The organism is Myxococcus sp. CA033, from assembly GCF_013336625.1.
GTDB classification, from domain to species: Bacteria; Myxococcota; Myxococcia; order Myxococcales; family Myxococcaceae; genus Myxococcus; species Myxococcus llanfairpwllgwyngyllgogerychwyrndrobwllllantysiliogogogochensis.
Map to the genome: position 1 here is coordinate 258,082 of NZ_JABUMU010000006.1, position 18,151 is coordinate 276,232.

Annotated in this window: 15 protein-coding genes; 11 read left to right on the forward strand and 4 right to left on the reverse strand. The window is 68.8% G+C overall.

The window, feature by feature from the left end; genetic code table 11:
• Nucleotides 1-25: 25 nt before the first annotated feature.
• Nucleotides 26-952: a hypothetical protein gene (locus HUA78_RS18370; protein ID WP_174476818.1), complete on the reverse strand. Its 927-nt coding sequence runs from the start codon at nucleotides 950-952 to the stop codon at nucleotides 26-28.
• Nucleotides 953-1,182: 230 nt separating this feature from the next.
• Here HUA78_RS18370 and HUA78_RS18375 point away from each other — a divergent pair, with 230 nt between their 5' ends.
• Both HUA78_RS18375 and HUA78_RS18380 read left to right on the forward strand, forming a co-directional pair.
• Nucleotides 1,183-1,593 carry a hypothetical protein gene (locus HUA78_RS18375; protein WP_174461822.1) on the forward strand — a complete coding sequence of 137 codons (411 nt, stop codon included), beginning with the start codon at nucleotides 1,183-1,185 and terminating at the stop codon, nucleotides 1,591-1,593.
• Between the two features lie 13 nt (nucleotides 1,594-1,606).
• Complete coding sequence (locus HUA78_RS18380; RefSeq protein ID WP_174476819.1) at nucleotides 1,607-1,912, forward strand: hypothetical protein; 306 nt, start codon at nucleotides 1,607-1,609, stop codon at nucleotides 1,910-1,912.
• A gap of 57 nt (nucleotides 1,913-1,969) precedes the next feature.
• On the opposite strand, the gene HUA78_RS18385 is transcribed toward HUA78_RS18380, so the two are convergent.
• Complete coding sequence (locus HUA78_RS18385) at nucleotides 1,970-2,626, reverse strand: MBL fold metallo-hydrolase (RefSeq protein ID WP_174457171.1); 657 nt, start codon at nucleotides 2,624-2,626, stop codon at nucleotides 1,970-1,972.
• 96 nt (nucleotides 2,627-2,722) lie between these two features.
• Here HUA78_RS18385 and HUA78_RS18390 point away from each other — a divergent pair, with 96 nt between their 5' ends.
• Nucleotides 2,723-3,391 carry a hypothetical protein gene (locus HUA78_RS18390; RefSeq protein WP_174457172.1) on the forward strand — a complete coding sequence of 223 codons (669 nt, stop codon included), beginning with the start codon at nucleotides 2,723-2,725 and terminating at the stop codon, nucleotides 3,389-3,391.
• Between the two features lie 456 nt (nucleotides 3,392-3,847).
• Nucleotides 3,848-4,075 (forward strand): hypothetical protein, encoded by a 228-nt coding sequence (locus HUA78_RS45945; protein ID WP_217442516.1) that lies wholly within the window; start codon nucleotides 3,848-3,850, stop codon nucleotides 4,073-4,075.
• A 39-nt stretch (nucleotides 4,076-4,114) separates the two neighbouring features.
• Here the strand turns inward: HUA78_RS45945 and HUA78_RS18395 are convergent, their stop codons facing one another.
• Nucleotides 4,115-4,963 carry an NAD(P)H-binding protein gene (locus tag HUA78_RS18395; protein ID WP_174457291.1) on the reverse strand — a complete coding sequence of 283 codons (849 nt, stop codon included), beginning with the start codon at nucleotides 4,961-4,963 and terminating at the stop codon, nucleotides 4,115-4,117.
• Nucleotides 4,964-4,990: 27 nt separating this feature from the next.
• Complete coding sequence (locus HUA78_RS18400; protein WP_174457173.1) at nucleotides 4,991-5,842, reverse strand: helix-turn-helix domain-containing protein; 852 nt, start codon at nucleotides 5,840-5,842, stop codon at nucleotides 4,991-4,993.
• Between the two features lie 393 nt (nucleotides 5,843-6,235).
• Between HUA78_RS18400 and HUA78_RS18405 the strand changes: the two genes are divergently transcribed.
• The 7 genes from HUA78_RS18405 (at nucleotide 6,236) to HUA78_RS18435 (ending at nucleotide 18,149) form a co-directional block, all read left to right on the forward strand.
• On the forward strand, nucleotides 6,236-8,608 hold the full coding sequence (locus tag HUA78_RS18405) for a DNA topoisomerase (ATP-hydrolyzing) subunit A (RefSeq protein ID WP_141643843.1): 2,373 nt from the start codon (nucleotides 6,236-6,238) through the stop codon (nucleotides 8,606-8,608).
• A gap of 12 nt (nucleotides 8,609-8,620) precedes the next feature.
• Entirely contained in the window at nucleotides 8,621-10,552 is a 1,932-nt protein-coding gene (locus tag HUA78_RS18410; protein ID WP_141643842.1) for a type IIA DNA topoisomerase subunit B, read from the forward strand.
• Nucleotides 10,553-10,649: 97 nt separating this feature from the next.
• Nucleotides 10,650-12,188: a PEGA domain-containing protein gene (locus tag HUA78_RS47515; protein ID WP_174457174.1), complete on the forward strand. Its 1,539-nt coding sequence runs from the start codon at nucleotides 10,650-10,652 to the stop codon at nucleotides 12,186-12,188.
• A gap of 55 nt (nucleotides 12,189-12,243) precedes the next feature.
• Nucleotides 12,244-13,455: a PEGA domain-containing protein gene (locus HUA78_RS18420; RefSeq protein WP_174457175.1), complete on the forward strand. Its 1,212-nt coding sequence runs from the start codon at nucleotides 12,244-12,246 to the stop codon at nucleotides 13,453-13,455.
• A gap of 48 nt (nucleotides 13,456-13,503) precedes the next feature.
• Nucleotides 13,504-15,984 (forward strand): signal peptide peptidase SppA, encoded by a 2,481-nt coding sequence (gene sppA / locus HUA78_RS18425; RefSeq protein ID WP_174476820.1) that lies wholly within the window; start codon nucleotides 13,504-13,506, stop codon nucleotides 15,982-15,984.
• A gap of 257 nt (nucleotides 15,985-16,241) precedes the next feature.
• The gene (gene rho, locus HUA78_RS18430) at nucleotides 16,242-17,816 is read left to right on the forward strand and encodes a transcription termination factor Rho (RefSeq protein WP_141646942.1); all 1,575 of its coding nucleotides are present in this window, start codon (nucleotides 16,242-16,244) and stop codon (nucleotides 17,814-17,816) included.
• A 63-nt stretch (nucleotides 17,817-17,879) separates the two neighbouring features.
• On the forward strand, nucleotides 17,880-18,149 hold the full coding sequence (locus tag HUA78_RS18435; RefSeq protein ID WP_141646943.1) for a hypothetical protein: 270 nt from the start codon (nucleotides 17,880-17,882) through the stop codon (nucleotides 18,147-18,149).
• The last annotated feature ends 2 nt before the right edge of the window (nucleotides 18,150-18,151 follow it).

The following is an 18,151-nucleotide window of genomic DNA, read 5'->3' on the forward strand; positions in this document are numbered from 1 at the left end:
CCGCGTCAAGGAACCGGGCCCGTGCTCACTCGGAGGGAGGCTCGGCCGCCACCGTGTGCCACCGGTCGTCGTGAATCCAGCCGACGGTCCGGTCCGCGAGCGCCCACACGCCATCACCGGCGCCGCGCAGCCCGGTGAAGCGCAGCGAGTCCGCCTTGGAAATGGCCACGGGCTTCAGCCTGTCGCCGACCACCCGGTCGATGCCTCCCAGATGCGCCACGTAGACGTGGTCCTGGAACGTCGCGATTCCGTAGTAGTCGCGCTCGGTATCGGGAGGCCGGATGACGCGCCAGTCGTCGCCGCTTCCCAGCAGGACGGCGCCTTCGCCACCGCAGAGGGCATAGCCGCTCTTCAGCGTGCATACGCCATTGAAGCCCGTCTCCAGCGGAAGCGAGATGCGGCGCCAGCGCTTTCCGTCGAAGTGCGCCAGATGCCCCTCGGAGGTGGCGGCCATGAAGTCGTCGCGGCCGTGGCCCGCGAGGGCTTCGAGGGTGACGTCCTCCCCGTCGATGGTAAGCTGGGGCAGCGTGCTGAAACGTGCCTTGCCCAGCACGTAGGCCTGCCCCACCGAGCCCACACAGACGACGTCGTTCCCCAGCACGCGGAGTCGACGCAGCGGCCCGAGGTCCTCGACGGCCGCGTTCTTGAACACCTTGCGAGAGGCCTTCAGCGCATCCCGTGTCCTCGGCGTCTTCCAGTCGAAGCGAATCACCGTCCCGTTCTCTCCGAGGACGTACGCCAGTCCCGCCTCGGTGGCATCCACGGAGAGGACCGCCTCGCCGGACACTCCGAACTCCAGCCACACTCCGTCCCTGCGCACGCCGATGCGATTGCCGGGGTTGTCGTAGTCATCCCCCACCGTGCATGCCGCGATGACCACCCCAGGAACGGGGCTCAGGCCCTCTTGGATGTAGGCGTCGCGCAGGAACTCCGCATCCGTCAACCCACTCATGTCCGAGAACTCTCCAACGTGTGGCGCCACAAGGATTCGACCAGACAGGACATTTACGACATGGGCGTCGGGCACGCCATCTCCTCCTCGCGAAGACCCCTTCGCGCCTCTGTCAACGCCCCATCCACGGACATGCAATTGCAACTCAATAAACAACAGAAACCAGTGGGCTTGTGAATCCAGATATAGACAGACAGGGCCGCACTCCTCCCACACCTCGAGGTGGATTCATGAGAAGCGTTGCGCTCGCCGTCTTCGTAGCGGTCCTCACGGCCTGCGGGCCGGGCCAGGAAGAGACTCCCGCCCAGGAACTCGATACCCGCCCTGCCCCGCTCATCACCCCTGTCGAAGACCAGATTTCGGTGCACATGCCGAGTCCCGCGGGCTCGCCGCTTCCCTATGGCGAGTACATCCCTCCGGGCTACAACACCTCGACAGAGACGTACCCGGTCGTCATCCACCTGAACGGAATCGGCGAGCTGGGCGTCGCGCAGAACCCGACGGCGCTCTACGAGGTCGTGACGCGCAACGGGGCGCTGCGGAACATCCGCAACAGCACCACCTGGAAGACGTACTACGGCCAGAAGAAGGCGCTCATCTTCGCTGGCGACCATCGCCTCCAACATCGGCGCCCCGGGTGACACGCTCACGAAGATGAAGGACGTCCCCGTGTGGGCCGCCAGCAGCTACGGGGACCGGTGGGGCGAGCAGTCCTGGGTGCTCCCCGTGACGAAGAACTACAACTACTGGGCGTTCCCGCCCCTCGTCCAATCCACGCAGACGACGACGTACCTGTTCAGCAGGACGACGCAGACCTGGACCTCGCAACCCGGCGTCATCTCCACGGGAAGCTCCATCGTTCGCTATGTGCTGTACCCGGGCACGGCGCACATGGGCTGGTCCGAGACCTACGGCCTGCAGGGCTTCTGGGACTGGATGTTCGCCCAGCAGCGTCCGTAGTCGGCACCGGAGCGGACCGGAGGGCCGTGTCCCCTCCGGTCCCGCTTCACGGAGTGCTCACTTCCGGGGGCGCATTCGGAACGCGACGAACGACGCCACGTCGGGGAAGGCGAAGTACGGGTTCTTCTGACGCACGTCACCCAGGGGAGCCACCGGCACGTCCGCGTAGTCGTGCCCTGGCAACAACCGCGTCGAGTCCGGGACCTTGAGCAGCACCTGGGACAGTGAGCGGTACATCGCCTCCGGGTCTCCCCCGTTCATGTCGCACCGGCCGCAGCCGTTGATGAACAGCGTGTCCCCGGACACGAGCGCGTCACCGGCCAGCAGGCAGTGGGAGCCCGGCGTGTGCCCTGGCGTGTGCAGTGCCTGGAAGACCTCGGCGCCCACGGGCACCGCGTCCCCGGGCCCCAGTGGACGCAGCGCGTCCTTCAGTTCGCGCAACTCCGCGGAGAACTCCACCTCCGCGCGCTGCGCGTAGACGGGCACGTCATGCCGCGACAGCAAATCCGGCAGACCGTTGATGTGGTCGAAGTGGCAGTGCGAGACGAAGGCTCCGGCCAGGCGCTTGCCGTCCTCCGCCACCGCGCGCTCAATCGCCTCCACATCCCACGCAGGGTCCACCACCACCACGTCGGGAGAGTCCGCCGCGCCGACCAGGTAGACGAAGTTGTCCATGGGCCCCAGCTTGAGCTGACGCACGTAGGGAATTCGCATCTCTCATACCTCCCGGGAAGACTCTAACGCTTGAGACTTGCCGCCACGGCCTCTTCCCTCTTGAATGGGCGTCTTTTTCTCGGAGGTCCACCCACCGTGAAGCGCTCTCTGCCGTTGCTCGTCTGCACCCTCCTCGCCGGCTCGAGCGTCGTCGCCAAGGAACGGTCCACCTTCAAGTACACCGCGCCCGCGGACGGGGAGCGGCCGGTCATCGTCGACGCCGTCATCGCGCCGCAGGGCAGCGACTTCGCCATGCGGTTGCGCTTCGACAAGGACCCCTGGGGCGAGGAGTGCAAGAGCCGCTGCTCCAACGCCACGTTGTTGATCGACACGGACTCCAGCAAGCAGACAGGGCTGCGGCTCGCGCAGGGGGCCCCGGGCAACGGCGCCGACCTGGCCGTCATCATCCAGGGCGTGCGCGACTATGCGTCCGAGGGCGGCGGCAGTGCCCAGACGTGGCTGCGAGTGAAGGTACGACTGCTGGGCAGCGAGGCGAGCACGGTGGATGACGGTGAGCTGCTGGCCGAGCTCAGCCACAAGCACGACACCGACCGCATCCAGTCCGACGGCAAGACGGTCTACCTGTTGATCGACACCACCCACGCGTCCATTCCGTCCGCGCGCAAGGCGCGGGTCGTCTATCAGCCACCCGGTGGCAAGCCCATCCAGGCCACCGTGCCCGGCATGATTGGCGGCGGCGGTGGTCGGGGCGTGCGCATCTTCAAGGACGGCAACTGGGGCAAGGCGCCCAAGGCGACGCCCTGAGCTGACGCGGAGCCCACGGGGCACAGCTCCTCTCTCGAATCGCCGCGCGTGAAGTGGTCGAGTTCCCTAGGGACCTTCTATCTCTCGCGCGCAAACGGGGCTGAAATCGGGCGGTGGTACCCCCACCCGATTGCCATCCGCACGCGGATTCGGCCCTGAAGCGGAATCACGACCGAGACGTTCTCCTCTCGCGCGGAACGCTGATGGTTCCACGCGGGAGGCAACCCAGTCGGGAGAGTCCCCCTGAAGCCCGTCACCATCGCACTGGTCGTCTACCTGGCCGTCACGGGTGCGGACGCGCCCGCATCTTCTTTCGAACTGGTCTCCCTGGTACGACTGCTCGCGGCCCCCGAGGCCTACGACGGCAAGCGCGTCCAGATTGTCGGCTACGGGTCCTTCCACTCAACAGGCACGGCGCTCTACCTCAACGCCCAGGATCACCAGCATGGCGTTCCCATGAGCGCGGTGTGGCTCGTGCTTGGACAGACAGGGGCGCCCAAAGCGGGTTCTCCTCCGGGCTACGTCGTCGTGAGAGGAACCTTTCGCGCGGAGGGCCGCGGTGCGATGGGTCTCTTCTCGGGCGCCATCACCGACATCGACCGGCTCGACGACTGGGACATGGGGAGCGCCGCGCCCCCACAGCAACCCAAGGGAGAACCCACCCGCGCGCGGGGCTGCCTCTGAAACGAAGCCCGTGGACAAGGCCCTCCCTCGGCTCGGGCCTCAGTCCTCGCGCCATGACCCGGCATGCTCCCGAGCGAAGTCTTCGAAGGAGCGCGGCGGAGTGCCCGTGACTTCGAGCACCGCGTCGCTGGCCCTGGGTGCCCGGCCCTCTCGGTGGAAGCGGAACATGTCGATGAGCCCCTCGACGTGCGCGGGGCTCACGGCATACGGCAGCATCGCCTCGCGAAACACCCCGTCAGGGATGGACTCGTACCTGAGCTCGCGGCCCGCGGCCTGACCGAGAACGCGGGTCATCTCTTGGTATGTCATCGCCTTGGGGCCGCAGAGGTCCAGGTGCCTCCCCGTGAAGGACTCGGACGTCAGACACACCGCCGCCACGCGGGCGATGTCCCTCGCGTCGATGGGACTCTCCTCTCCATCGCCCCATGGCAGGCGCAGCACCCCTTCGGTTTTCAGCGCGTGGCCGTAGTACGTGACGAAGTTCTGCATGAAGCCCCCGGGCCGGAGCACGGTGTTCGGGATTCCCGAGCGCTCCAGCTCACGCTCGATGGCGCCGTGGACACGAGCCAGGAAGAACGCCTCGCTCCCCGCACAGAGAATCGAGAGCTTCACCAACCTGCTCACCCCCGCGCGGCGCGCGGCCTCGATGACTCGCACCTCGGCGCCAACCTGGTCGACCATGTCCCCCGTCGCGAGGAACACCGTCCGCGCACCGTCCAGACATGCCTCCAGTCCTTCGCCCGTGCTCAAGTCGACACGCGCATGCTGTGTGGCGCGAGGGTCCGGTACTCGCGAGCGAAACGCCGCCCGCGTGGGCCCCCCCCGCTTCACGAGCTCGTCGAGGACCGCGCTTCCCACCACTCCCGTTGCACCCAGGATGACGTTCATGCGCGGCAAGATGCGCGCGCCAGTGCCTCACCCGATAGGAAGCATTTGACCCCGCTCCTCGGGCGGCAGCGCCGTGGCGCCGCGAGCGGCCGCTGACAGGGCCCCCGGAGCCAATCCGGAGAGCTTCCGGCATTCGAGCAACCAGTGGGACTGGTCGCAGTACCCCGCTTCATGCGCCAGCCAGGTGAGCGACGCCGTCGCGTCCTCTCTCGTGCGCTGGAGCGCCTGCTGGAAGCGGCGGACCCGGAGGAAGTCTCGCGGCGTCAGTCCCACCTCGCGCCGGAACAACTCGATGAACCTGCGGTGACTCAAGCCCGAGCCCGCGACGAGCGAAGAGACAGGCACGTCCGCCGTACTCGCTCGAAGTCGCCCCAGCGCCGTCCACACCGCCTCATGCACGGACCGGAGCGACGCATGCCGGGCAAGGAACGCCGTGCCCAGAAGCGCGAAGCGCTCCTCGTCACTCGACGCCTCGGAGAGTCGCGCCACCCACCGCGTCGCGACAGGCCCCCACAACGAGGACAGCTCCACGTGCCGCCCGGCCAGCGCATCCAGGGGAACGCCCAAGAGGGGCCAGGCGCCCCCCGCGCGGAAGTGGACGCCCGCGAGCATGGACTGCTGCGCCGTGGGAACGTCGAACGCGGCACGCCGAGGACCAGAGACCAACGCCTCCGCGCACGCCCCCGCCTCACCATCCAGCTCCCTCCACTCCAGTCGCTGCCCCGCCAAAGGAATCACCAGCTCCAGCGTTCCCGTGGGCAGCACCCGCTCCAGCCCATGCCCGGGCCGATACCCGTCGTACAGCCAGAAGGCCTGGATGAACGGGCGCAGGGGCTCGGGAGGCGCGAGCGCACGGTAGAAGGAATGGACCTGGGTCATCGCTCGCCCCGCTTCATACCCCCGTCTCCAGCACGCCGCGTCGATGCCCGGGCAAGGGAGCAAGCCCACCCTGTCCTACCTGTCCAGGGCCTCCCAGGAGCCAACCGGGCGTCCTCTCCTACCCGCACCCACCGTCCCGTCCCCAGGTGAGTCCCATGGGCCCTCGCCCTCGGAATTCCAAGGGGTTACAGGGATGTTTCACCTTGGGACCGAACTGGACGGGCTTTCAGGTAGGATGCCTCCGAGGATACGCAACCCCCCGAATTCGTTCCAATTGTCAGGGGGCCATGGTAGTCCCGCCGCTTTGTTACAGCTTCCAGATTCCATGGCGCGGAGTGCGCGAGTCACGCACCGCGTTCGGGTACGAGACGTTCTCACCTGGGTTTGAAGAGCATGCGCGCAGAAGCCGAAAAGAAGACGCCAAAGAAGCAGGGAGGCGCGGGTGGCGGGGGTGGAGCCTCGGGCTCGGCGGGTGGTGGAGATGGATATATCCCCGCCTCGCTCGCTGACGAGGCGCGTCGCCGGTACATCAACTACGCCCTGTCGGTCATCACCTCACGCGCCCTGCCGGACGTGCGCGACGGCCTCAAGCCCGTGCAGCGCCGCATCCTGTACGGCATGTGGAACGACCTGAACCTGTCGTTCGACACGAAGTACCAGAAGTGCGCACAGGTGGTCGGCGCCATCATGGGTCGCTACCACCCGCACGGCGACGCCTCCATCTACGACGCGCTCGTGCGCATGGCGCAGGACTTCTCCCTGCGCTACCCGCTGGTGGACGGCCACGGCAACTTCGGCTCGCTCGACGGCGACTCCGCGGCCGCCTACCGCTACACCGAGTGCCGACTGGAGAAGCTCGCCACCGAGATGCTGGGTGAGCTGGAGCGCAAGACGGTCGACTTCCGGCCCACCTACGACGGCACGCGCAACGAGCCCATCGTCATCCCCTCGCGGGTGCCGCAGTTGCTGATGAACGGCACCACGGGCATCGCCGTGGGCATGGCCACCAACATCCCGCCCCACCACCTGGGCGAGCTGGTGGACGCGCTGGTCGCGCTCATCGAGAACCCGGCGCTGCTCACCAAGGATCTGCTCAAGTGGATCAAGGGCCCGGACTTCCCCACCGGCGGGCAGATCCTCAATGACAAGAAGGAGCTGCGCGACATCTACGAGACGGGCCAGGGCAGCGTCCGCATCCGCGGCGAGTGGGACACCGAGGAGCTCAAGCGCGGCGGCACGCAGATCATCGTCACGTCCATCCCCTACACGGTGAACAAGTCCACCCTCGTCGCGAAGATTGGCGACCTGGTGCGCGAGCGGAAGCTGCCGCTCATCGTCGACGTGCGCGACGAGTCCACCAAGGACGTGCGCATCGTCCTGGAGCTGAAGAAGGACGCCAACGCCGACCTGGTGATGGCGTACCTCTACAAGCACACGCCGCTGCAGACGACGTTCGGCGTCAACCTCACCTGCCTCGTCCCCAGCGACGACAACCCCGAGGTCGGCACGCCGCGCCGGCTGGACCTCAAGAGCATCCTCCAGTTCTTCCTCGACTTCCGCTTCGGCATCGTCACGCGGCGCTACCAGCACGAGCTGGGCGAGCTGCAGAAGCGCGTCCACCTGCTCGAGGGCTTCGAGAAGGCCTACGACGCGCTGGACGAGATCATCCGCATCATCCGCCAGTCCGAGGGCAAGCAGGACGCCGCCCAGAAGTTGATGGTGCGCTTCAAGCTGGATGAGCTCCAGGTGGACGCCATCCTGGAGATGAAGCTCTACAAGCTCGCCCGCCTGGAGATCCTGGTCGTCCAGAAGGAGCTCAAGGAGAAGCGCGCGGAGATCAAACGCATCGAGGGCATCCTCAAGGACAAGAAGAAGGTCTGGGGCACCGTCAAGGACGAGCTCGCCGAAATCAAGGGGCTCTACAACGACAAGCGCCGAACCAAGATTGGTGGCGCGGGCTCCGAGGAAGTGGAGTTCAACGCCGACGCGTTCATCGCGGACGAGGATGCCCATGTGGTCATCACCCGCGACGGCTGGGTCAAGCGCGTGCGCGAGGTGAAGGACCCGTCCTCCACCCGTCTGCGCGAGGGCGACGCCGTCATGGCCGTGCTCGCCGGCAGCCTGAAGGCGAACCTCGTCCTGTTCAGCAACTTCGGCACCGCCTACGTCACCCGCTTCAACGACATCCCCGCCTCCACCGGCTACGGCGACCCCGTCCAGAAGCTGTTCAAGTTCGACGACGGCGAGCGCGTGGTCGCCGCCCTCTCGCTCGACACGCGGCTGGCGAGTCCGCAGAAGCTCCTGGGCGTGACGAAGCAGGGCATGGGCATGCGCTTCCTCCTGGAGCCTCATCTGGAGGTCTCCACGCGCGCCGGACGTCGCTACGCCAAGACGGGCGAGGGCGATGAGATCATCGGCGTGCAGGCCGTGGGCGAGAAGGACCTGCTCGCGGTGCTCACCAAGAAGACCAACGCGCTGGTGTGCAAGGCGGCGGAAATCAACGAGCTGGCCGGCCCTGGCAAGGGCGTCACCGTCATCAAGGTGGACGCGGACGACCAGGTGGTCGACTTCCTCGTCACCGCGCCGAACCAGAAGGACGCGAAGCTGGATTTCGAGACGCAGAAGGGCCGCAAGCTGCAGCTCGCCCCCGCGAAGTACGGGGTGACGGGCCGCGGCGGCAAGGGCCACGAGATGTCCAAGCGCGACGCGGTGGAGGACGTGGCCCGGCCCGTCGTCTTCATCCCGTTGCCCGAGAAGAAGGACTAGCCAGAGGACGCCATGGCGACGAAGAAGGAAAGCTATACAGGCGCCGACATCCAGGTCCTCGAGGGCCTGGATCCGGTGCGCAAGCGCCCGGCCATGTACATCGGCGGGACGGACGGCACCGGGTATCACCACCTGTTGTGGGAGATCCTCGACAACTCGGTGGACGAGGTCATCAACAGCCACGCCACCACCGTCGAAGTGACGCTCCACAAGGATGGCCGCAGCATCACCGTGGTGGACAACGGGCGCGGCATCCCCGTGGACATCATGCCCAAGCTCAAGAAGCCCGCCGTGGAGGTCATCCTCACGACGCTGCACTCGGGCGGCAAGTTCGAGCAGGGCAACTACACCCACTCGGGCGGTCTGCACGGCGTGGGCAGCTCCGTGGTGAACGCGCTCTCCCGCAAGCTGACGGTGGAGATCAAACGCGACGGCAAGCGCCACATCCAGACGTACGCGCGAGGCAAGCCCACCAGCCCCCTGAAGGCGGACGGCGGCGCGCGCGGCACGGGCACGTCGATCACCTTCGAGCCGGACCCCGAAATCTTTGGCGAGAAGCTGAAGTTCGACGCGGAGCTGGTGCGCGAGCGGCTGGAGGCCAAGAGCTACCTGCACAAGGGCATGATCGTCATCTGGAAGGATGAGACGGCCAGCCCCGCCACGTCGGTGACGTACAAGCACGACGGCGGCATCGCCGAGTACCTCACCAAGGTGGTGACGGAGCGGCAGAAGCCGCTGGTACCGGTGGGCAGCACCAACTTCTACCACTCGCGCGACAACGGGGTGCGGCTGGAGGCGTCGCTGGGGTGGACGGAGGCCACGGACGAGCACATCCGCTCCTACGTCAACGGCGTGCCCACCCCCATGGGCGGCACGCACGAGGCGGGCCTCAAGGGCGCCATCGTCAAGGCGGTGCGCAACTACATCGAGACGCACGACCTGACGCCCAAGGGCGTGACGCTCACCGCGGAGGACATCCGCGAGGGAATCACGGCCATCCTGTCCGTGTACGTGGTGGAGCCCCAGTTCCAGGGCCAGACGAAGTCGCGCCTCAACAACCCCGAGGTGACGGCGCAGGTGGACGGCGTGCTGCGCCCGGCGCTGGAGAAGTGGCTCAACGACAACAAGAGCATCGCCGAGGCCGTCGTCGGCCGCATCATCCTGGCGGCCCGCGCTCGCGAGGCCAGTCGCGCCGCGTCCCTGGCCGTCAGCCGCAAGACGGCCGTCAGCCACCGGCTCAACCTGCCGGGCAAGCTGGCGGACTGCTCGTCCACGGACCCCAACCTGAGCGAGCTGTTTCTCGTCGAAGGTGACTCGGCAGGTGGTTCCGCCAAGCAGGGCCGCGACCGGCGCACCCAGGCCATCCTCCCCTTGCGGGGCAAGGTGCTCAACGCGGAGCAGGCGTCCACCGACAAGGTCGCCGGCAACAAGGAGCTCCAGGACATCGTCAGCGCCCTGGGCTGCGGCATCGGCGCGGACTTCGACATCACCAAGCTGCGCTACGGCCGCGTCTTCCTGCTGATGGACGCCGACAGCGACGGGCACCACATCGCCACGCTGCTGCTGACGTTCTTCTACCGGCACCTGCGCCCGCTCATCGAGAGCGGCGCCATCCACATCGCCCAGCCTCCGCTGTTCCGCGTGGACATCGGCAAGGAGACGTACTGGGCGCTGGACGAGGCGGACCGCGACAGAATCATCCGCGAGAAGGTGAAGGGCAACGCCAAGCCCAACATCATGCGCTTCAAGGGCCTCGGTGAGATGACCGCCGACGAGCTCAAGGAGACGACGCTGGACCAGAAAAACCGGATGAGCCTGCGAGTCACGATCGACAACCCCATCGAGACGGACCGCGTCATCAATGACCTGATGGGCAAGGACGTGAGTGCCCGGTTCCGGTTCATCATGGAGCGCGCGGGCGAGGTCGAAGCGCTGGACGTCTAGCCATCCGTCATCCTGCCGCGGGTCCCCCCCGCCCCGGATTGCCCCCGGGGCGGAGGGCCGTGACGGGGCTCCCCTCGCTCGGCTAGCATCCGGCGCCGTGACTACGTTCCGCCGAATCGCCCTGCTCCTCACCCTGCTGCTGGCCGTCCTTCCCGCCCATGCCCAGACGACGCGCAAGAAGTCCGCGCGCAAGAAGGCCGTGCCCACCAAGGTGGTGAAGAAGAAGAAGCCCGCGGGCAGGGACGTGAAGAAAGCCCCGCCCGTGGAGGACACGGACACGGCGGACACGAACGACGTCGCGTCCCCGGAGCCCATGGTCTTCGGAGAGCCGGACTCGAAGCCGCACCCCACCGACAAGCCGGAGGCGCCCGCCGCGAAGCCTCCGCCCGCCGCGGTGGCCACGCCGGTGGCGCCGCCCTCTCCGAGCGCCACCGAGCCGGAGAAGCCCAGCACGAGGCCGTCGCTGGCCGCCACGCCCGCCGTGTCCACCGGCCCCGTGGCGCTCTTCTCAGTCGCCCGAGCCTCGGCCGCGTCCGCCGCGGCGCTGAAGCTGGAGACGGAACTGACGCGTCACCTGCAGCGCGGCGGAGACGTGCAGTTCGTGGACCTGGGCGCGGCCTTCCCGCCCCCGGAGCCGACGCCGCTGACGAAGGCCGACGGGCTGTTCGAGGACGGCCGGGCCGCCTACGACAACCTGGACCCGGAGGTCGCCGAGGCGAAGTTCCGCGCGGCCGCCGAGGCGTACGAGCAGGCCCCCGGTGAGCTGCGGCCGGAGCGGCTGGGTGAGGCGTTCCTGTTCCTCGGCGCGGCCCGGATGCTCAATGGCGACGCGGCCGGCGCGAAGGAGTCCTTCATCCGCTCCGTGGTGGCCGAGCCCGCCACCCGCCCGGACAAGGCGCTCTTCGGTCAGGACGTGCAGAAGGCCTTCGACGAGGCGCGCGCCGAAGTGAGCGCGCGGCCCGCTGGCACCCTCGCCGTGGAGTCCCAGCCCGCGGGCGCGCAGGTCCACGTGCGCGGCCAGGAGCTCGGCGTCACGCCGCTCAAGGGCGTGTCCGTCCCCGCCGGCCACCACGCCGTCATCGTGACGCTGCCGGGCTACACGTCCTTCGCCCAGTACGCGGAGGTGAAGTCCACCGGGAGCGCCGAGGTGAAGGCGACGCTTGTGCCCGGGCCGGGCCTGTCCGCCATCCGCGAGGCCGCCGTGCGCGCCGGCTCGCAAGAGGCCTTCGACAGCGAGACGCTGCCTCCCGAGACGGGCGCCATCGCCGAGCGCCTGGATGCCCGCTACCTGGTGCTGGCCGCGGTGTCCCAGGACAAGAAGGGCCGCCTCCAGGCGGAGCTCCAGGTCTGGGACGTGCGCACCCAGGCCCGGCTGCGCGGCGTGGAAATCGACCTGTCGGGCAAGGACCGCAAGCGGGGCCCCGAGGCGGCCGCGCAGCAGGTCCGCGACTTCATCCACGGCGCCATGTCGCCCCGCGTCGCGGAGAGCGGTGGCACGGGCGTGTCCCTGCTGAAGCGGCCGTGGTTCTGGGCCGCCGTCGGTGGCGTGGCGGCGGTGACGGCGGGCGCCGTCTTCGTGGCGACCCAGGACAAGGGCCGTCCCTTCAATCCCATCACCGGAGGAACAGGCTTCTGAGCCACGGGTTGAATGACGGTTCGCCGCTCGCGTCGCTCGTTTCAGAGGTTACCCCATGAGAGCCCTCGTCCTCGCCCTGCTTCCCTCGCTCGCCCTGGCGGCGTCCCCCGCCCCGGCCCGGCGTGTCTCCAGCCTCCTCGTCCCCATGGACCCGGCCTCCGAGGCCACCGCGGTCCAGATGGAGGGCTACATGAACGAGGCGCTGGGGAACTTCTCCGGCTTCACCGTGCGCAAACCCGAGGAGCTCTTCGGCCTGCCCGGAGACCCCGCCGCCCAGTCCGCGCTCGAGCGTGCCCGCAAGGGGTACTCGGAGAGCGCCGCCGCCTTCGACAAGAAGGAGTACGACGAGGCGGAGGCGAAGGTCCGCGCCACCCTCAAGGAGCTCAACGGCGCGCCGTCGTCCATGCGGGGTTGCTCGCCCCTGTGCGAGTCGCTGGCGCTGTACGCGGCGCTCCTGCACCTGCGCGGCGACGTGGAGGAGGCGAAGCTCGTCCTCATCGACCTCATCGCCGTCTCGCCGACCTTCGAACTCAACCCCAAGCGCTTCAGCCGGGACTTCATCGCCCTGCGCGTGCAGGTGGCCACCGGCCGCACGTCCCAGCTGCGCGGAAGCGCCACGGTGAAGTCGCGGCCCGCCGGCGCCCGTGTCTACGTGGATGGTGAACTGGCCGGCCACACGCCGGTGACGATTCCCGCGCTGGCGGTGGGCAAGCATCTGTTGCGCATCGAACGGCCGGGCTTCCGCCAGTTCGGCCAGCTCATGGAGGTGACGCCGGACGACGTGGAGGTGAGCACGGAGCTGGTGCCCACCGCCTCGTACAAGGCCTACGACGCGCAGCTGGACCGCGTGGCCAGCGAAGTGTCGCGTGGCATCCCCCAGGCCAACGGCGTGGCGGGCCTGGGCAAGTCCATGGGCCTGGAGCGCGCCATGGTGGGCACGGTGAAGGCCTCGGGCGAGGGCTCCGAGCTCATCCTGGGCTACTACGACTTGCGCAACGGCAAGAAGCTCGGAAGCCGCCGCGTGGTGCTCCAGGGCGACGAGTTCGGTCAGCTCAAGCAGGAGATGGAGCGCATGGTGAATCAGATGGTGAACACCAGCGAGGGTGGCGGCGAGAAGGTGGTGCGCAGCTCCGACCCGCTCGACAACCGGGGCGGCACCGAGGACTGGGGCGCGGAGGACCGCGGCGGACGCACCCGCTCCGAGGAGAAAAAGAAGAAGAAGGTGGATGACCCGCTCGACGGGGTGTCCGGAACCGAGGACTGGTGACACGCGGCGCTTGTCCTCGGGCGGGCGCGGCCTAGAGTCCTGGCGCGTATGCGCCTGCTCGCCCTCCTGCTGCTGCTCCCGTCGCTCGCACTCGCTCAGACGAGCACCATCGTCCAGGCCCCCGTCCCCACGCGGGGGATGACGCTGCCGCCCACTGGCGCGGCCCTGGTGGACGAGGCCACCGCCCTGTCGCTCAACCCGGCCGGGTTGGGCTTCGTCCGCTCCGGGCAGCTGTTCTACCTGCACGAGCGCAACCTGGAGCGCGACAGCGTCGCGGACGGCGTCTTCCTGGGCGCGCAGTTGCTGGGCCTGGGCCTGGGCGCGTCCATGGAGTGGATTCGCGGGCGTCACGAACCGGACTACCGGCGCACGTCGCTGGGCCTGTCACTGGGCTCGCCCACGCTGCAACTGGGCGGCTCCTGGCACGGCTTCAGCTCCGACGATGACGACATCGACGCGCTGGACACGTTCGACGTGGGCCTCACCGCCCGCCCCGTGCGCGCCCTGTCGCTGGCGGCGGTGGTGAAGGACCTCAACGCGCCCACCGAGGGGAGCCTGGAGGTCAAACGCAAGTACGACTTCGGCCTGGGCCTGCGCCCGCTGGACGAGCGCTTCACGCTGGGCATCGACTGGCTCTTCTCCGAGGGGGCCTTCCGCGAGGGGCAGGCGACGTACACGCTCCAGGCGGAAGTGATTCCGGGGCTGCGGCTGGGCGGAGGCGTGTCGCACGGCTTCGTCAGCGGCGTACCGCTGGCGCTCCAGTTGGCGGCGACGGTGGACACCGGCCACATCGGCGTCACGTACGCGGCGGGTGGCGGCGAGGACGGCACGGACCATGTCCTGGGTGTGCGCCTGTCTTCGGAGAGCTATCGCTCGCTGCGTCCGCCCGGGGGCGTCGTCACGATGCTCGACTTGAACGACGTGCTGGCCAGCGGAGGCAGTCCGCTCCTGGCGGTACTCGGCGTGAGCGAGGCGGACCCGTTCCTGCGGCTGTCGCGCTGGCTGGACCTGGCCGCGAAGGACGAGCGGTTGTCGGGCGTGGTGCTGAAGATGGAGGGCCTGCCGGGGGTGGACTGGGGCAAGGCGGAGGAGCTGCGACAGGCGGTGCTGCGGCTGCGCGCGTCCGGCAAACGGGTGATGGCGGTGCTGCTGTCAGTGGATGACATGGGCTACTTCGTGGCGACGGCGGCGGAGCGCATCTATGCGGTGCCGGAGTCCTTCCTGCACATCAACGGCCTGGCCGCGCACCTGCAGACCTTCGGCGGGACGATGGACAAGCTCGGGGTGAAGTGGGACGTGGCGCGCGTGGGCAAGTACAAGACGGCCCCCGAGCAGCTCACCCTCAGCGAGCCGAGCGACGCGTCGCGCGAGGCGGTGGGCGCGTACCTGGACAACGAGGTGAGCTGGTACGAGCGCGCGGTGACGGAGTCGCGCAAGGTGCCGGTGGAGAAGCTGCGCGAGCTGTGGGCCGCGGGCCTGCCCACGCCGAAGCGGGCCCAGGAGCTGGGCTTCGTGGACGCCATCATCCACCCCGCGGAGCTGGACGGGAAGGTGCGGGAGATGGCGCCTCGGGCCCGCTTCAGCGCGGCGTACGCGCCTCGCGACGAGCGCGAGGACCGCTGGGGCAAGCGTCGCCGCATCGCCGTGGTGCCGGTGCTGGGCACCATCGCCGGAGGCAAGAGCCGCGAGGACCCGCTGGGCTTCAGCCGCATCGCCGGCGCGGAGACAGTGGTGCGCGCGCTGGAGTCGGCGAAGTCGGACCCGTCCGTCGTCGCCATCGTCCTGCGCGTGGACTCGGGCGGTGGCGAGGTGCTGGCCTCCTATCTCATGTACCAGGCGGTGCTGGACGCGGCGAAGGTGAAGCCCGTCATCGCCTCCATGGGCGACATGGCGGCGTCCGGCGGCTACTACGCGGCCATGGGCGCCACGGAGATGCTGGCGCTGCCCACGACGATTACCGGCAGCATCGGCGTCTTCTACATCAAGCCCGCGCTACAGGGCCTGCTCGGCGAAAAGCTGGGCATCAGCCAGGAGACGCTGAGCCGCTCTCCCATGGCGGACGTCTTCGACACCTGGCAGCCCTGGACGCCGGAGCAGCAGACGGCGGTGCAGCAGTGGGTGGACGCGTCCTACGACATGTTCATCACCGAGGTGGCCCGCGCGCGCAAGAAGGACAAGGCGGAGGTGGATGCCATCGCCCGAGGCCGGGTGTGGAGCGGCACGGACGCGCTCGCCCGGGGACTGGTGGACCGGCTGGGCGGCCTGCATGACGCGGTGGAGTCCGCTCGCAAACACGCGGGCGTCCCCCAGGCCGAGGAGCTGGACCTGGTGTTGATGGGCGAGGCGCGCGGCTTCTTCTCCAGCATGGGCGGGGAGCCGGGCGTGCAAGCGGCCCTTGCCCTGCTCCCGGCGCCTTCCGAGCCCTTCCCCGCCGCCTTGCGACAGCTGGCGCGCGACGCGGGGGTGAACCTGGAGCTCCTGCGCCCGGGGATGAAGGCGATGATGCCCTTCACCCTCACCGTTCGCTGACGACGGCACGGCGGGGCGGGGTCCGCCCGCCAACACCGGGCGAAAAAACCGGGAGCGCGCCGGGCGTCCTCTGTTAGTGTTCCTCATGCACGCTGGTCGGCTTTCGGGCCGCCAGGGTGCTCCAGGGACCGGCGGTTCGGCCTTCCGTGTCTCAGGGCCCCGCGCCCGGCTCCCTGTCCCACAGCCTGAGTCACCCTGCGTCCCCCCGCCCTCCCCTCGGGATGGCCCGTGTGGGGCGCACACGGTCTGGAAACCTCATGAGCGAAAACTCCGATAACCGCGATCCACGTGATACCCCGCCGCCGCCCGCGGCCGCCCGTCCTGTCCCTCCTCCCGAAGCGGACGACGATGGCGGCGATGAAGGCGACGACGAGGGTGGAGACGAGGGCGAAGGCGGTGGCGCCTCGGCCAGTGGTGGCCCCGGCGGACAACCCGGCCAGCCCGGTGGACGCCGCCGTCGTCGGCGCCGTCGTCGTCGTGGCGCGCAGGTGCTCTTCACGCCGGATGGCCAGGCGTACCGGATGCAGCCGGGCCCGGACGGGCAGCAGGTCCAGGTCTTCCTGACGCCGCAAGAGCTGGAGCAGCACAAGCAGCGTCAGGCCCAGCAGCAGCAGGGCCCGCAGCAGCCCCAGCAGGGTCAGCAGCAGCCGCAGGGCGGCGGGCACGGTGGCGGCCAGCAGCACTCGCGCCAGCACCACGGCGGTGGTCAGCAGGGCCAGGCGGCGCAGCAGTCGAACCTGGCGCCCGTGGAGGGCGTGCTGGACACGGAGGCCAAGGGCCCCAACGCCTTCCTGCGGCAGGTGAAGCGAAACCTCCTGGCGGCGCCGGACGACCCGGAGCTGCCCAAGAACCTGGTGCAGAAGCTGCGCCTGCGACAGGGCCAGTACCTGACGGCCTTCGCGCAGATGCGCGGCCACAAGGGCATCATCCAGAAGGTCGACACGGTGGACGGCCGCCCGCTGGAAGGCGCGCCCCGACTGCCGCACTTCGCGGACCTGACGTCGGTGGACCCCACCGAGCGGCTCAAGCTGGAGTGCGGCCACAAGGAGATGGTGACGCGGGTGCTGGACCTCGTGTCTCCCATCGGCAAGGGCCAGCGCGCGCTCATCGTCGCCCCGCCGAAGACGGGCAAGACGATCATGCTCCAGCGCATCGCCCAGGCCGTCATCTCCAATCATCCGGAGGCGCACGTCATGGTGCTGCTCATCGACGAGCGGCCCGAGGAAGTGACGGACATGCGCCGCAGCATCAAGGCGGAGGTCGTCGCCTCCAGCTCGGACCGGCCCACCGCCGACCACCTCAAGGTGGCGGAGCTGGCGCTGGAGCGCGCCCGCCGGCTGGTGGAGAACGGCAAGGACGTGGTCATCCTCCTGGACTCCATCACCCGTCTGGCGCGCGCCTACAACAAGGAGATCGACAACTCCGGCCGCACCATGTCCGGCGGCGTGGACAGCCGCGCGCTGGAGCGCCCCAAGCGCATCTTCGGCGCCGCGCGCGCCACGGAAGAGGCGGGCTCGCTGACCATCATCGGCACGGCGCTCATTGACACCGGCAGCCGCATGGACGAGGTCATCTTCGAGGAGTTCAAGGGCACCGGTAACTCGGAAGTCACGCTTGACCGCCTGCTCGCGGAGAAGCGCGTCTTCCCCGCGGTGAACATCGCCCAGTCCGGCACGCGCAAGGAGGAGAAGCTCTTCACCCTGCGCGAGTACGAGAAGGTGAAGAAGCTGCGGCAGATGCTCCACGCGGTGAAGCCGGTGGAGGCCATGGAAGCGCTCGTCAAGCGGCTGTCGCGGTACACCTACAACGACGAGTTCCTGGACGAGCTCTGAGCCGAGCTCCGAGACAGCGCGCGGGGGTGGTGTGGCGGGCCCGGGTTTGCGTAAGGTGGCGGCATGATTCAGGGCTCGGGCCGCTGCCACTACCACCCGGAGCGCGCCGGCCTCGGTATCTGCGTGGAGTGCCGGCGGGTCATCTGCCGGGAATGCACCACGCAGTTCGAGGGCATCAACCGCTGCGCGAGCTGTCTGGGCCGGCGCCTCAAGGCGCTGGAAGGCCCGGGTGAGCGGCGTGAGTGGACGGTGGGCAACGGGATGCTCGCGCTGGTGGGGCTCTTCCTCGTCTGGGGCGGCATCTATCTGGTCGCCTCCGTGGTGGCGAGCTAGCC

Coding starts and splice junctions, on each gene's coding strand:
- HUA78_RS18370 (WP_174476818.1), bottom strand. CDS start 952: ATGAGTGGGTTGACGGATGCGGAGTTCCTGCGCGACGCCTACATCCAA.
- HUA78_RS18385 (WP_174457171.1), bottom strand. CDS start 2,626: ATGCGAATTCCCTACGTGCGTCAGCTCAAGCTGGGGCCCATGGACAAC.
- HUA78_RS18410 (WP_141643842.1), top strand. CDS start 8,621: ATGGCGACGAAGAAGGAAAGCTATACAGGCGCCGACATCCAGGTCCTC.
- HUA78_RS45945 (WP_217442516.1), top strand. CDS start 3,848: ATGAGCGCGGTGTGGCTCGTGCTTGGACAGACAGGGGCGCCCAAAGCG.
- sppA (WP_174476820.1), top strand. CDS start 13,504: ATGCGCCTGCTCGCCCTCCTGCTGCTGCTCCCGTCGCTCGCACTCGCT.
- HUA78_RS18405 (WP_141643843.1), top strand. CDS start 6,236: ATGCGCGCAGAAGCCGAAAAGAAGACGCCAAAGAAGCAGGGAGGCGCG.
- HUA78_RS18435 (WP_141646943.1), top strand. CDS start 17,880: ATGATTCAGGGCTCGGGCCGCTGCCACTACCACCCGGAGCGCGCCGGC.
- HUA78_RS18420 (WP_174457175.1), top strand. CDS start 12,244: ATGAGAGCCCTCGTCCTCGCCCTGCTTCCCTCGCTCGCCCTGGCGGCG.
- rho (WP_141646942.1), top strand. CDS start 16,242: ATGAGCGAAAACTCCGATAACCGCGATCCACGTGATACCCCGCCGCCG.
- HUA78_RS18395 (WP_174457291.1), bottom strand. CDS start 4,963: ATGAACGTCATCCTGGGTGCAACGGGAGTGGTGGGAAGCGCGGTCCTC.
- HUA78_RS18400 (WP_174457173.1), bottom strand. CDS start 5,842: ATGACCCAGGTCCATTCCTTCTACCGTGCGCTCGCGCCTCCCGAGCCC.
- HUA78_RS18375 (WP_174461822.1), top strand. CDS start 1,183: ATGAGAAGCGTTGCGCTCGCCGTCTTCGTAGCGGTCCTCACGGCCTGC.
- HUA78_RS18380 (WP_174476819.1), top strand. CDS start 1,607: ATGAAGGACGTCCCCGTGTGGGCCGCCAGCAGCTACGGGGACCGGTGG.